Origin of the sequence: Hymenobacter koreensis (assembly GCF_039541855.1) — a bacterium.
In the GTDB taxonomy this organism is placed as follows: domain Bacteria; phylum Bacteroidota; class Bacteroidia; order Cytophagales; family Hymenobacteraceae; genus Solirubrum; species Solirubrum koreensis.
In genome coordinates this window covers 35,726-48,899 of the sequence record NZ_BAABHA010000004.1, presented here as the reverse complement: position 1 = coordinate 48,899, position 13,174 = coordinate 35,726, and the positions used below count along the sequence as shown (strand labels likewise).

At 60.7% G+C, this 13,174-nt stretch carries 10 protein-coding genes; 9 read left to right on the top strand and 1 reads right to left on the bottom strand.

Annotated elements, in window-relative coordinates; genetic code table 11:
- Positions 1–2: 2 nt before the first annotated feature.
- Positions 3–3,026, bottom strand: coding sequence for a SusC/RagA family TonB-linked outer membrane protein (locus ABD903_RS09100; protein ID WP_345223468.1), 3,024 nt, complete (start codon positions 3,024–3,026; stop codon positions 3–5).
- Positions 3,027–3,449: 423 nt separating this feature from the next.
- Here ABD903_RS09100 and ABD903_RS09095 point away from each other — a divergent pair, with 423 nt between their 5' ends.
- The 9 genes from ABD903_RS09095 (at position 3,450) to ABD903_RS09055 (ending at position 13,168) form a co-directional block, all read left to right on the top strand.
- On the top strand, positions 3,450–4,880 hold the full coding sequence (locus tag ABD903_RS09095) for an alpha/beta hydrolase-fold protein (RefSeq protein WP_345223466.1): 1,431 nt from the start codon (positions 3,450–3,452) through the stop codon (positions 4,878–4,880).
- A gap of 383 nt (positions 4,881–5,263) precedes the next feature.
- The gene (locus ABD903_RS09090) at positions 5,264–6,754 is read left to right on the top strand and encodes an anthranilate synthase component I family protein (protein WP_345223463.1); all 1,491 of its coding nucleotides are present in this window, start codon (positions 5,264–5,266) and stop codon (positions 6,752–6,754) included.
- A 47-nt stretch (positions 6,755–6,801) separates the two neighbouring features.
- A complete protein-coding gene (locus ABD903_RS09085) occupies positions 6,802–7,374 on the top strand; it encodes an anthranilate synthase component II (protein WP_345223461.1) in 573 nt (190 codons plus the stop codon).
- 27 nt (positions 7,375–7,401) lie between these two features.
- Entirely contained in the window at positions 7,402–8,397 is a 996-nt protein-coding gene (trpD, locus tag ABD903_RS09080; protein ID WP_345223459.1) for an anthranilate phosphoribosyltransferase, read from the top strand.
- Between the two features lie 58 nt (positions 8,398–8,455).
- Entirely contained in the window at positions 8,456–9,292 is an 837-nt protein-coding gene (trpC, locus tag ABD903_RS09075) for an indole-3-glycerol phosphate synthase TrpC (protein ID WP_345223457.1), read from the top strand.
- Between the two features lie 10 nt (positions 9,293–9,302).
- Complete coding sequence (locus tag ABD903_RS09070) at positions 9,303–9,977, top strand: phosphoribosylanthranilate isomerase (RefSeq protein ID WP_345223455.1); 675 nt, start codon at positions 9,303–9,305, stop codon at positions 9,975–9,977.
- A gap of 55 nt (positions 9,978–10,032) precedes the next feature.
- Positions 10,033–11,220, top strand: a complete 1,188-nt coding sequence (trpB, locus tag ABD903_RS09065; protein WP_345223453.1) for a tryptophan synthase subunit beta — start codon at positions 10,033–10,035, stop codon at positions 11,218–11,220.
- A gap of 67 nt (positions 11,221–11,287) precedes the next feature.
- On the top strand, positions 11,288–12,094 hold the full coding sequence (gene trpA / locus ABD903_RS09060) for a tryptophan synthase subunit alpha (protein WP_345223448.1): 807 nt from the start codon (positions 11,288–11,290) through the stop codon (positions 12,092–12,094).
- A gap of 45 nt (positions 12,095–12,139) precedes the next feature.
- Positions 12,140–13,168 (top strand): bifunctional 3-deoxy-7-phosphoheptulonate synthase/chorismate mutase, encoded by a 1,029-nt coding sequence (locus ABD903_RS09055; RefSeq protein ID WP_345223447.1) that lies wholly within the window; start codon positions 12,140–12,142, stop codon positions 13,166–13,168.
- Positions 13,169–13,174 lie beyond the last annotated feature (6 nt).

Here is a 13,174-nt window from a genome sequence, read left to right as displayed (position 1 = left end):
AATTAGAAGCTGGCGTTGATCCCGAAAGTGAACGTGCGGGCACGTGGGTAGAAGTTGTTGTCGATGCCACCAAAAATCTCGGGGTCGAGGCCAGAGTATTTGGTAACCAGGAATGCGTTCTGAACAGCCGCCGTGAGGCGAAGATTCGATCCTTCGCGGAATACTTTGCCAACATTGTAACCGAGCGTGATGTTTTCGCCGCGCAGGAACGAGCCGTTCTCCATGTAGTAGTCGCTGAAGATCTGCTGGGTGCGGAAACCCGTGTTGCGTACGTCGGTGGGCAGGTTGGTTAAAAAGCCTGTGGAGCCGGTGGCGTTGGCGTAGTTGGCCAGGTTAGCGGCCGTGGCGTTGAACACGTAGTTGCCCAGGCTGGCGCGCAGCACAAACGAGAGGGAGAAGTCGCGGTAGGCCATGTTGGACGTGAAGCCCAGGTTGGTCAGCGCGTTCGGCTGCTTGTAGCGGTAGTAGTCGCGCTCGTTGATGATGCCGTTGCCGTCGCGGTCTACGTAGAGACCCTCTACGGGGCGGCCGTCGGCGTTATACACCTGCTGGAGCACGAAGAAGCTGTTGATGGGGAAGCCCACCGACTGAATCTGGATGTTGCTGCCTGTGCCGCCGGGAATACCGCCCACGTTGAAGCCCTGGAAGTTGGCGTCCTGCGGGCCCAGATCCGTAATTTCGTTGGTGTTGTAGGCCACGTTGAAGTTCACGTCCCAGTTAAACGCCTCCGACTGAATGGGCGCCGCGTTGATGCCCAATTCAATGCCGCGGTTGCGCAGCGAGCCGATGTTGGCGTTGAGCTGGTTGGTGAGGTTGGCGCCGGCCGGCACGTTTACATTGGCCAGCAGGTCAGTGGTGCGGCGGTCGTACACGTCCAGGGTACCGGAAATGCGGTTGTCCAAAATACCCCAGTCCAGGCCCGCGTTCAGCGTGGTGGTGGTTTCCCACTGCAGCTCGCGGTTGTAGCCCGAGGGCCGAGCCGTGGTAATGAAGTTCTGGCCGAACTGGTACTGCGCGGCCGAGTTGCCTATCACGTAACGCGGCAGGAAGTCGTAGAGGCCACCCACATCCTGCTGCCCGGTCTGGCCCCAGCCGGCGCGCAGCTTTAGCTCGGAAATGGTGGCGTTGTTGGCCAGGAAATTCTCGCCCTTCAGGCGCCAGCCCAGGCCCACGGCGGGAAAGTAGCCGCTGCGGGTTTCCTCGGCAAAGCGCGAGGTGTTGTCGTTACGCAGCGTGGCCGTGAGCAGGTAGCGGTCCTTTACGTTCAGGGTGGTACGGGCAAAGTACGAGAGCAGCGTCAGCTGGCTGTAAAAGCCGGGCACGGTCAGCCGTTCGGTGGGGTTTACCTGGGTGGTGCGGTCGAAGCGCAGGGGCAGGAAGTTGGGTCCCTGGTCCTGGAAATCCTGATAGGAGTAGCCGGCCAGGATGTCAAACTTGGTGCCGCTGAAATCTTTGGCGTAGGCCACGTAGGTTTCCAGCAGGCGCATGTCCTTGTCTTGCTGGAACTGTGTGTAGCGGCCGCTCAGGTTGGGGTCGCGGTTGGGGTTGGTCACAGGGTCGGCGTTGAAGTTGCCAAAGTCCTGCGGGTTAATGGTGGTGGAGCCTTCGCCTCGCGAGAGGTCGGTGGCAAGGTTGATGTTGGCGCGCAGGCCCGGCACGAACGGCAGCTTGTAATCGAGCTGCACGTTGCCGATGAAGCGGTCGACTACGCTGACGTTGTTGGTGTTGTTGAGCGCGGCCACGGGGTTGCCCGGGGCCAAGCCACGGGGGTTGCCGTTGGCCTGCAGAAACTGGAAGTAGCCGCCAAACGGGTTGAACTGCGCTTCCGGAGACCGAACGGGCTGCGTGGGGTCAAACAGGACGGCGGCCCCAATCTGGCCGTTGTCGATGAAGCGGTTGTCAACGCGGGAGCCTTTGGCATTCACGTCGATGCGCAGGTTGCCGTCGAGCAGCACGGGGGTGAGGCTAATGGAGCCGGTGTGGCGCTGCAGCTTGTTGGTGATGACGATGCCCTGCTGGTTGAGGTTACCGTACGAGATGCGGAACGGCACGTTCTTCACGTTGCCGTTCAGGCTCACGTTGTTGTCGAAGGTGGCGGCAGAGCGGAAAATCTCGCCCTGCCAGTCGGTGTTAGCCGCGCCCAGCGTAGCTATCTGGCCGGCGTTGCCGTTGGCACGAATCCGCTCCCGGAATTCGTCGGCGCCCAGCACCTCGTACTTGTTGGCGCGGCGCGAAACGGAGGTTTGCGAGTTCAGGTTCACGGTCAGATTTTCGCCCTGCACGCCGCGCTTGGTGGTGATGAGAATTACCCCCGCCGAAGCCCGGCTGCCGTAGATGGCCGTGGCCGAGGCGTCCTTGAGCACGGTTACCGACTCGATATCGTTCGGGTTGATGAGGGTAAGCGGGTTGCTGGCGCCGGAAATGCCGCCTTTGTCCACCGGTACCCCGTCGATAACGAAGAGTGGGTCGTTGCTGGCGTTGAGCGAGGAGTTGCCCCGTATGCGAACGGTAGTACCGGCGCCGGGCGCGCCGCCGCCGGTCGTTACGTTTACGCCGGCAATCTTGCCCTGTACCAGCTGCTCGGGGTTGGTTACTTGGCCCTGCACGAAATCCTTGGACTGCACCGTGGAAATGGAGCCCGTTACGTCTTGCCGCCGCTGCACGCCGTAGCCCACTACCACTGCTTCACTCAGCAAAGTGGTGTTTTCCGCCAGGACAGTATTGGCAATTGTTACGGTTTGGCCCGCCGTTACCGTTACGGGCAGACGCTTGGAGGTGTAACCTACAAACGAGGCTACCACGGTTTGCGCACCTGCCGGCACGTTCTGGATCAGGAAACTGCCTTCGGAGTTGGTTGATGTACCGAGCTGAGTGCCTTCTACCAATACCGTAACACCCGGCAACGGTTGATTTTTGTCGTCGAGCAAGCGGCCGCTGATGCTACCCGTTTGGGCCGCGGCGCTCAGGCTGCAACAGATGAATAAGAAAAGCAGAAACCAAAGTTTCGGCAGGTAAGTGTGCTTCATGGGGAACATGAAATTGGTTGAAGGGTGAGACGCGTCGGGGAAATAGGGAGTGGGGATGGGGGCGTGAAAAACGTTACCGGGAACGATTGCGAAAGCAGCTGTGCGGGTTTTTAAGTTAGCCTTTCTGCGTGCTAATTGCTAAATAAACTCCGCAAGATAAAGTTTTGCCGCCAGCAAAGTCAACTATCAGCCAACTTCGCGGTGCAGGCGGCCGCAAACAGCACTTGGGGAGGGGTTACAATTCCGTGGTAAATCAAGCCCCTGGGTGTTGTGCACTTGCCTGGGGATGGTTATATAGCCCAGGCCGGAGCCTGAAAGAATCCTTGGGGAAAGCCGACCCCTAAGAAATAACCCTGGACCGCTTCATTATTCGTTTTCACAGCCTCCTCCGGCCATCGTTGATTTGCCTTTTCCCGTTTCCACATGCGACTATCAACTCTTCTGCTACCTCTGTTACTGCTGCTCAGCGGCAGTATTTCCGCTCAAACCACGTTGCGCATCACCAGCGTACCAGCTAATACGCCGGCTAATGCCACGTTGTATGTGGCGGGCAATTTCAACAACTGGAACCCGGGTAGTGCGGCGCATGCCTTTGTGAAGCAGCCGAACGGCAGCTACGAGCTGACGTTAGCTCCCACGGTTACGGGAACCTTGGAATTCAAGTTTACCCGTGGCGCCTGGGCCTCGGTGGAAGCCGATGCCCAGTACGCCGACATTCCCAACCGGCGCTACACGGTAGGCAGCACCCCGGTTACTGTTGACTTTCAGGTGGCAAACTGGAAAGACCTCGGCGGTGCTGGCCCCTGCCAGTCCACGGCGCTACAGCCGAATGTGCAGGTTATCAGCACATCGTTTCAGATACCCCAATTGGGGCGCACCCGCCGGGTGTGGGTGTATTTGCCCAACGACTACGCCACCAGCACCCGGCGCTACCCGGTGGTGTACCTGCACGACGGCCAAAATGTGTTCGACAACTGCACTAGCTTTTCGGGCGAGTGGGGCGTCGATGAAACGATGAGCCAGCTTCAGCAGCAGGGCATTGACCCCGCTGGCTGCATTGCCGTGGCCGTGGATAACGGCGGGGGCCAGCGACTTAACGAATACTCGCCCTGGAACAACCCGCAGTACGGCGGCGGGCAAGGCGACCAGTACGTTGATTTTCTGGTGCAAACCCTCAAGCCCTACATCGATACCAATTACCGCACCCTGCCCGACCGCCTGAATACGGGTATTGCCGGCTCCAGTATGGGCGGGCTCATCTCGTTGTACGCCGCCGTAAAGTACCCCGCCGTGTACGGCCGGGTAGGGGTTTTTTCGCCCGCTTTCTGGTTTGCGGAAGCTCAGCTGAAGAATTACTTACGCCAGCACCCGGCCACGGCAGGGCAGCCCACCCGCTTTTACTTCGTGTGCGGAGCGCAGGAAAGCCAAACCATGGTACCACTCATGCAGGCCGTGCGCGACTCATTGCAGCGCGGCGGGCATGCCACCGCCGATCTGAATTACCAGGTGCGCGCCGATGGCCAGCACGCCGAATGGTTTTGGCGCAGGGAGTTTCCGGCGGCATACCAGTGGCTGTACCGGCCAGCTGTTCCCACCGCGGCCCGCACAGCGGGCACATTTGTGCGCTTCAGTGTTTTTCCTAATCCGGCAGCGGAAACGGTGCTGGTACAGCTTCCGGCAGGTTGGCGGGAAGCAAAGCTAGAGGTAGTCGACACCACGGGGCGTGTGGTGATGCGGCAGACGCTTCGCCAATCCGAAACCCCAGTGAACGTAGCCGCTCTGCTTCGCGGTACCTATACATTGCGGTTGCGCAATAGCAAAAAGAGCGCCGCCGAAACGCTGGTGAAAGAATAATCAAGCGAAATATTGACAGATTGACAACAAAACCTTCTCAAAGGAGTCTAGTACTAACTGAATGCTGCATATAGGCATGTTATATTGAAAATATTGCAATAATTGCCTTGAATGTGTATTGATATTGCAGTCAGTGCTTGCATTTATTGCAATACGTTGTACTTTTGCACCGTCAACCACTCACTCACCATGATTCGCCGTACCGCTCATCTTCAGCTTTGGTGGTGGCCCTGCCCAATTCCCGGCCAGGACTCATAGCCTATGTCTGTTGGTAAGTGGTAACCGTTGATGTTGCCTGTAACCAGACAAATGCAAGCAGCCCGGCCTACCAGCCGGGCTGCTTGCATTTCCGGCCTTTCCCACACCGCTCGTTACTCCTGTATATGTCCGTCGCGCCCATTCAGCTTAGAACCCGCCACCTGCGCTTGCCCGCCGATACCGTGACTCCCGTGGGGCTCTACCTGCGGCTGCGCGACCAGTACCCCGGCTGCCTGCTGCTGGAAAGCTCCGATTACCACACCCAGCAGAATGCCTTTTCGTACATCGCCTGCCACGAGTTGGCGCGATTTGAACTGCGCGGAGCCGAGCTACTGGAACGCCTGCCCGATGGCTCGGAGCAGCACACCACGCTGGAAGACCCGCGCCACGAGGCGCTGGACCGCCTCCGGCAATTCGCCGGTCGGTTTAAAGCGCCCAAAGCCGAGCAACCCTTCATTACCGGTGGCTTGTTTGGGTTTATGGGCTACGGAGCCGCGCAGTTTTGCGAGGACGTGAAATTCAATAACACCAAGCCCAGTGCCGGCCCGCTGCCCGATGCCCGCTATGGCCTGTACCGCTACGTGCTGGCCTTGAACCACTTCCGGCAGGAGCTGCACATTTTCGAGCACACGCCGGCCGATGCCGCTCCCGACGAAGCTGCTCTGCAACGCCTGCTGAGCGTGGTGCGCAGCCCGGTGCGGCCCACGTTTGGGTTTTCGTTGGAAGGGGAGGAAACTACCAACCAGACCGACGACCAATTCCGCACCATGCTCACGGCCGGCCGCCAGCACTGCCTGCGCGGCGACGTGTTTCAGATTGTGCTTTCCCGCCGCTTTCAGCAACGTTTCCGCGGCGACGAGTTTCAGGTATACCGCGCCCTGCGGGCCATTAACCCCTCGCCGTACCTGTTCTATTTCGACTACGGCCATTACCGCTTGCTGGGCTCCTCGCCCGAGCCGCAGCTGCTGGTGAACGGCCGCGAAGCCAGCATTTTTCCCATTGCCGGCACGTTCCGCCGCACCGGCCACGACGCCGAGGATGCCGCCCTGGCCCAAAAGTTGGTGGAAGACCCCAAGGAAAACGCCGAGCACGTGATGCTGGTGGACCTGGCCCGCAACGACCTGGCCCGTCACGGCCGCACCGTGGAAGTACGGCGCTTCCGGGAAATTCAGTACTACTCGCACGTTATTCACTTGGTAAGCCACGTGGCCGCTACCCTGGCCGAGGGTACCGACCCGCTGCAAGTGGCAGCCGATACCTTTCCGGCCGGTACGCTTTCGGGCGCGCCCAAGGTGCGGGCCATGCAGCTCATCGACCAACTGGAGCCCACCGCCCGCGGCATGTACGGCGGTTGCATTGGCCACCTCGGTTTCGACGGCGACTTCAACCACGCCATTTTCATCCGCTCGTTCGTGAGCATCGGCGGCACGCTGTTCTACCAGGCCGGCGCGGGTGTGGTGGCAAAATCAGAGGTCGAATCGGAGTTGAACGAGGTACACCACAAGCTGGCGGCGCTGCGGCAAGCCCTGCAACAGGCATCGGCGGCGCACGAAGATGTGCAGGTCGTTGAGCTAAAGCCCGCCGATGCCACTTCTCAATTAACGACGGCGCAATAGCCTCTGGGCGTTCAACTTCCGCCGCAACATCACCTTCGCAAACGGCCATGTCCATTCTCGTTTTTGATAACTACGACTCGTTTACCTACAACCTCGTGCAGGTGCTGCGCGAGCTGGGCCGCGGCGACGAGCTAACCGTACGCCGCAACGACCAGCTTACCCTTGACGAAGTAGAAGCCTACGACGCGGTGCTACTCTCGCCTGGTCCGGGTATTCCTTCGGAAGCGGGCCTGATGCCCGAACTGATCCGCCGCTACGCGCCCACTAAACGCATTTTGGGGGTGTGCCTGGGCCACCAAGGTATTGCTGAAAGCTTTGGAGCGGAGCTGCTGAACCTGCCAAATGTATTGCACGGTGTAGCCACCGACGCCGTGGTAACGGCCCCCGACGAACGGTTATTCCAAGGCTTGCCGGAACGCTTTCGGGTGGGGCGTTACCACTCCTGGGCGGTGCTGCCTGCCTCCATGCCGGCCTGTTTGGAAACCACCGCTTTCGACGCCGACGGTGAAGTAATGGCGCTACGCCACCGCGAGTATGACGTGCGTGGCGTACAATTCCACCCCGAGTCTATTCTGACCGAGCACGGCCACCGCATCCTGCAAAACTGGCTCGACAACTAATCCGCTCCTGTTGCCACACCTTATCTTATGAAAGCCACCCTCACCGCCTTATTCGACCACCACACGCTGAGCCGCTCCGAGGCCCACGAGGTGATGTTGCGCCTAGGGCAGGGCGAACTAAACCCCGCCGAAACCGCCGCGTTTCTCACCGTGTACCGGCTGCGCCCCATCACGGTGCCCGAGTTGGCCGGATTCCGCGACGCGCTGCTCGAGCTTTGCCGTGACCCGCAACTCAACAGCCACGAGGTGCTTGATATTGTAGGTACAGGCGGCGACGGCAAAAACACGCTCAACATTAGCACGCTGGCTTGTTTTGTGGTGGCTGGTGCCGGATACAAAGTGGCCAAGCACGGTAACATCGGCGTGTCGTCGGCGGTGGGCTCCTCGAACATCTTGGCCTACTTTGGCTACGATTTTGAGGCGAGTACCGACCAGTTGCAGCGCCAGCTCGACGCGGCCAACATTTGTTTTCTGCACGCGCCGGCTTTCCACCCGGCCATGCGCCACGCCGGTCCGGTGCGGCGGGAACTGGGGCTGCGTACCTTCTTTAACATGTTGGGGCCGCTGGTGAACCCCGCCCGCCCGGCCGCTCAATTGCTGGGCGTGTACAGCCTGGAACTGTTGCGCCTCTATCAATACCTGTTGCAGGAAAGCGGCACGCGCTACGCCGTGGTGCACGCCCTCGATGGCTACGACGAACTTTCCCTCACCGGCGAGGCCAAAATTGCTACTTCCGAAGACGGCGAAACGTTGCTTAGCGCCGCTGCCATGGGCCTGCCCACTTGTTGCCCCGAGGATTTGGCCGGCGGCCAAACCGTAGAGGAATCGGCCCGGCTGTTTCGCCAGGTGCTCGATGGCAAAGGAACCCGCGCTCAGGTAGACGTGGTAGCGGCCAATGCCGCCCTCGGCATCCGCTGCCTCAACCCCAAGCTTACCCTGCCCGACGCCCTCGACGCGGCCTATGCGTCCCTCGATTCGGGTCGCGCCCGTCGCGCATTCACCACACTGCTGAACGCGCAGTAACCCAATCAGCCGCTTGCTGGCGCCGCCAGCGTATTCTCACACCGCTTTCTTCTGACGCATGTCACCTACCATCATAGCTCCCCCCGACGTACTCGCCCGCATTGTGGCGCACAAGCAGCAGGAAGTGGCCGAACGCCGCGACCTGGTGCCTACCAAATTGCTGGAACGCAGTGCGTTTCTAACGTCGCCCACGCTGTCGTTGCTCAACTACCTGCGGCGGCCCGAGCTCAGCGGCATCATTGCCGAGTTCAAGCGCCGTTCGCCTTCCAAGGGCTGGATTAACGAGTTTGCTCCGGTAGAGCGCACCACGCTCGGCTACATGCAGGCCGGGGCTTCGGCCTTGTCTATTCTCACGGATACCGAGTTTTTCGGCGGTAAAAACGAAGACCTGACCACGGCTCGGCGCTTTAATCTGTGCCCGATTCTGCGCAAGGATTTCGTGGTGGATGAGTACCAGCTGCTGGAAGCTCGTAGCATTGGTGCCGACGCCGTGCTGCTGATTGCCTCGGTGTTGGAGCCGCAGCAAGTGCGCCGTTTGGGCCTGCAAGCCAAGGAAATGGGCCTGGAAGTGCTGCTGGAAGTACACGACCGCGTGGAGCTGGAGCGTACCCTCGACGCGGCCCTCGACGCCGTGGACCTGGTGGGCGTGAACAACCGCGACCTGCGCGACTTTTCCGTGAGCCTCGACCGCAGCCTGGAGCTGGTGGAGCTATTGCCCGCGCACCTGGGCCGCGTGGCCGAAAGTGGCTTGCGCACCGCGCAGGATGTGCAGCTGCTGCGCCGCGCCGGCTTCGATGGGTTCCTGATCGGTGAAACGTTCATGCGCAACAGCCGCCCCGAAAAAGCCTGCGCCACGCTGGTGCAGCAGCTGCGCGAACTGGAAGCCGCCCGTTAATTCCTCATCCATGTCAACCGCTGCCCGCACTCAAGTGAACCCGCTCCCGACGCCTGCCCAGGACCGCCGGTTGGTGAAGGTGTGCGGTATGAAGTACCCCGAAAACATAGCCCAGGTGGTGGCACTTGGCCCCGATATGCTGGGCTTCATTTTCGCGCCCAAGTCGCCGCGCTACGCCGCCGATACCTTGGATGCGGCCCAGATGCGCGGGCTGAAGGTGCCGAAAGTGGGCGTGTTTGTAAACGAAAAGCCAGCTGTCATCCGCCGTCACGCCCTGCACTTTGGCCTCGATGCGGTGCAGCTGCACGGGCAGGAATCGGCGGCGGTGTGCGCCGAGTTGGCTGAAGCCGATTTGTCCGTTATCAAGGCATTTGGGATAGGGCAGGCCTTCGACCCGCGCCACCTGGATGCCTATGCACCGCACTGCTCGTTTTTCGTCTTCGATACGGCGGGGCCTGCGGCTGGCGGCAACGGTTTCGCCTTCAACTGGAGCCTACTGCAAGCCTACGACCTGCCGGTGCCTTATCTGCTGGCCGGCGGCCTTGGTACCGATAACGTGACGCAGCTAAAGGAACTGCAGCTACCGAGCCTGGCCGGCTTCGATTTCAACAGCAAACTCGAGCAAGCTCCCGGCCTAAAAGCCTCAGCCCTTGTCAAACAGGTGCTAACCGAACTCCACGGATAACCTCCCTCGCTCAGCGCTTAATCGAGACCCAGCGAGAAACAACGTGAAACCCACCATGAGCCAATACCAACCTACCGCCCGCGGTTACTACGGACAATTCGGCGGCGCTTTCATCCCCGAAATGCTTTATCCGAACGTGGAGGAGTTGCGCGAGCAATACCTCGACATTCTGGCCGATCCTAAATTTCAAGAGGAATACCAGCAGCTCTTGCGCGATTACGTGGGCCGGCCCACGCCGCTGTTTGAGGCCAAACGGTTGTCGGAGCGGTACGGCGCTACCATTTACCTAAAGCGCGAGGACCTTTGCCACACCGGTGCCCACAAAGTGAACAACACCGTGGGGCAGATTCTGCTGGCCGAGCGACTGGGCAAGAAGCGCATCATTGCCGAAACCGGCGCCGGTCAGCACGGCGTGGCCACGGCCACCGTGTGCGCCCTGCGCGGGCTGGAATGCATCGTGTACATGGGCGCCGTAGACATGGAGCGGCAAAAGCCCAACGTGGCCCGCATGCGCATGTTGGGCGCCGAGGTGCGACCCGCCGTGAGCGGCAGCCAAACCCTGAAAGACGCCACCAACGAAGCCATTCGGGACTGGATTAGCAACCCTACTGATACGCATTACATCATTGGCTCAGTAGTGGGTCCGCACCCATACCCCGATCTGGTGGCACGGTTGCAGTCGGTTATCAGCGAGGAAATCCGCAAGCAGCTGCTGGATAAAACCGGCTCGGAGCTGCCCGATTACGTGGTGGCCTGCGTGGGTGGCGGCTCGAATGCGGCCGGGGCGTTCTATCATTTCCTCGACGAGCCCAGCGTGCAGCTGGTAGCCGTGGAAGCGGCCGGCAAAGGCGTGGATACCGGCTTTTCGGCTGCTACCTCGGTGCTGGGCCGACCGGGCATCATTCACGGCAGCCGTACGCTGCTCATGCAGGACGAGCACGGCCAGATTACCGAGCCGCACTCCATTTCAGCCGGCCTCGACTACCCCGGTATCGGGCCCCTGCACGCCTTTCTGGCCGATTCCAAACGCGCGCAGTTCATCGGCATTACCGACAACGAAGCCCTGCAGGCCGTGTTGCTCTGCAGCCGCCTCGAAGGCATCATTCCGGCCCTGGAAACCGCGCACGCCATTTCGGCCCTCGACCAGCTGCCACTGAAATCGACTGATGTAGTGGTGCTGAACCTTTCGGGGCGGGGCGACAAAGACCTCGAAACGTACCTGCGCGAGCTGAACCTGGCCTAGATTCTACAGACGTCGTCTAAAGCAGCAACCGAAGCACAGCGTACTTACTTCCGCGACACCCCTTCCCATGCAAAATCGTTTCGCCGACCTGTTTGCCCGCAAGCCCTCCGGCGTACTGAACCTGTACATTACAGCTGGCTACCCGGGCCTGCACGATACCATTCCGCTGCTGAAAACGTTGGCCGACTGCGGTGCCGACGTGCTCGAAATCGGGGTGCCGTTTTCTGATCCACTTGCCGACGGACCCGTGATTCAGCAAACCAGTACTGCTGCTCTGCGCAACGGCATGAGCCTGCGCCGCCTGCTCGATGAGCTGCAGGGCGTGCGCGAAGTACTGCCCGATACGCCGCTGTTGCTCATGGGCTACCTGAACCCGGTGCTGCAGTATGGCATGGAAGAGTTCTGCCAAAAATGCGCCTCGGCAGGAATCGACGGCGTAATCCTGCCCGATCTACCCGCCGAGGAATACGCTGAGTTCTATCAGGAGACCTTCCGTCGCTATAACCTGCGTCCGGTATTTCTCATTACGCCGCAAACCTCAGAGGCCCGCATCCGCCGCCTCGACGAACTGACTGATGCATTCCTGTACCTGGTATCGGGCCCGGGCCTGACGGGCGGCAACCAAACCGCCGACCACAGCGGTCAGGAAGCCTACCTGCGCCGCGTGGCCGCCATGAACCTGCGCAACCCCCGCCTTGTGGGCTTCGGTATTGCCGATAAAGCTTCTTTCGACGGGGCCTGCCAACACGCCCATGGCGCCATCATCGGCTCGGCGTTGTTGCGCGCCCTCGACGGCGCCACCGATCCGCACCACGCGGCCCGCACGTTTGTGCAGCAAATCATGGGGGCGTCGTTGCCCGTTGCGCAGCCTTAGCCGCTGTGCCATCTTTTTCTTTTGCCGCCTGCTTTTCCGCTTTCCATGATCATTCATCCCCAGCCCAACCTGTCGCCCGACGCCCAAGCCGCTCTTATCGACCAGCTGCGGCAGCTGCGTTTTAAAGTAACGCCCGTACGCACCCAGCACGCCGATTACCTCGTAGCCCTCGGCCCAAAAGACGTAGACCTGCGCCGCATTGCGGCCCTGCCCGGCGTACGCGACGTGCATCGCGTGTCCGACGACTACAAGCTGGTGAGCCGCAAGTGGCGCGTGCGCCCCACGGTGCTGGATTTGGGCGACGGAATTCACCTCGGCGAGGGTAGCCTGAGCATAGTGGCCGGCCCGTGCAGCATCGAAAACGTGGACCAGATGGAGGCCGTGATGCAGCACTTGGTGCAAAACGGGGTGCGCATGATGCGCGGCGGCGTGTTCAAGCCCCGCTCCTCGCCGTACTCGTTCCGGGGCCTGGGGCTGGAGGGCCTGCGCGACTTTTACCGCCTGGCCCGGCAGCACGGCCTGCGCATAGTAACGGAAGTTATGCAAGTGTCGCAGGTGGAGGAGATGTACGATTTCGTGGACGTGTTCCAGGTGGGTGCCCGCAACACCCAAAATTTCAACCTGCTCGATGCTCTGGGCGGCGTCGACAAGCCGGTGCTGCTGAAGCGCGGCGTATCGGGCACCATCGAGGAACTGCTGCACTCGGCCGAGTACATTTTCTCAGGCGGTAACGAGGACATTATTCTCTGCGAGCGGGGCATCCGTACTTTTGAAACGGCTTCGCGCAATACTTTGGATTTGAACGCCGTACCTATTCTCAAAGAGAAAACCCACCTGCCGGTGTTCGTCGACCCCTCGCACGGCATTGGCCTGCGCGAGCATGTGGCACCACTCGCCCTGGCCGGCATCATGGCCGGCGCCGACGGCATTTTGTACGAAACGGCTCCGGTGCCGGAGCGGGCCGCTTCCGACGGGCAGCAGACGCTGAACTTCCACGAATCGGCGCGGCTGGTGGAGGCCATGCGCCGCACCTACGCGCTGCGGCAGGAACTGGTAGAGCAGGAATTGGTATAGCACCGA

Coding starts and splice junctions, on each gene's coding strand:
- trpD (WP_345223459.1), top strand. CDS start 7,402: ATGAAAGCCACCCTCACCGCCTTATTCGACCACCACACGCTGAGCCGC.
- ABD903_RS09100 (WP_345223468.1), bottom strand. CDS start 3,026: ATGAAGCACACTTACCTGCCGAAACTTTGGTTTCTGCTTTTCTTATTC.
- ABD903_RS09055 (WP_345223447.1), top strand. CDS start 12,140: ATGATCATTCATCCCCAGCCCAACCTGTCGCCCGACGCCCAAGCCGCT.
- trpC (WP_345223457.1), top strand. CDS start 8,456: ATGTCACCTACCATCATAGCTCCCCCCGACGTACTCGCCCGCATTGTG.
- ABD903_RS09095 (WP_345223466.1), top strand. CDS start 3,450: ATGCGACTATCAACTCTTCTGCTACCTCTGTTACTGCTGCTCAGCGGC.
- ABD903_RS09070 (WP_345223455.1), top strand. CDS start 9,303: ATGTCAACCGCTGCCCGCACTCAAGTGAACCCGCTCCCGACGCCTGCC.
- trpA (WP_345223448.1), top strand. CDS start 11,288: ATGCAAAATCGTTTCGCCGACCTGTTTGCCCGCAAGCCCTCCGGCGTA.
- trpB (WP_345223453.1), top strand. CDS start 10,033: ATGAGCCAATACCAACCTACCGCCCGCGGTTACTACGGACAATTCGGC.
- ABD903_RS09090 (WP_345223463.1), top strand. CDS start 5,264: ATGTCCGTCGCGCCCATTCAGCTTAGAACCCGCCACCTGCGCTTGCCC.
- ABD903_RS09085 (WP_345223461.1), top strand. CDS start 6,802: ATGTCCATTCTCGTTTTTGATAACTACGACTCGTTTACCTACAACCTC.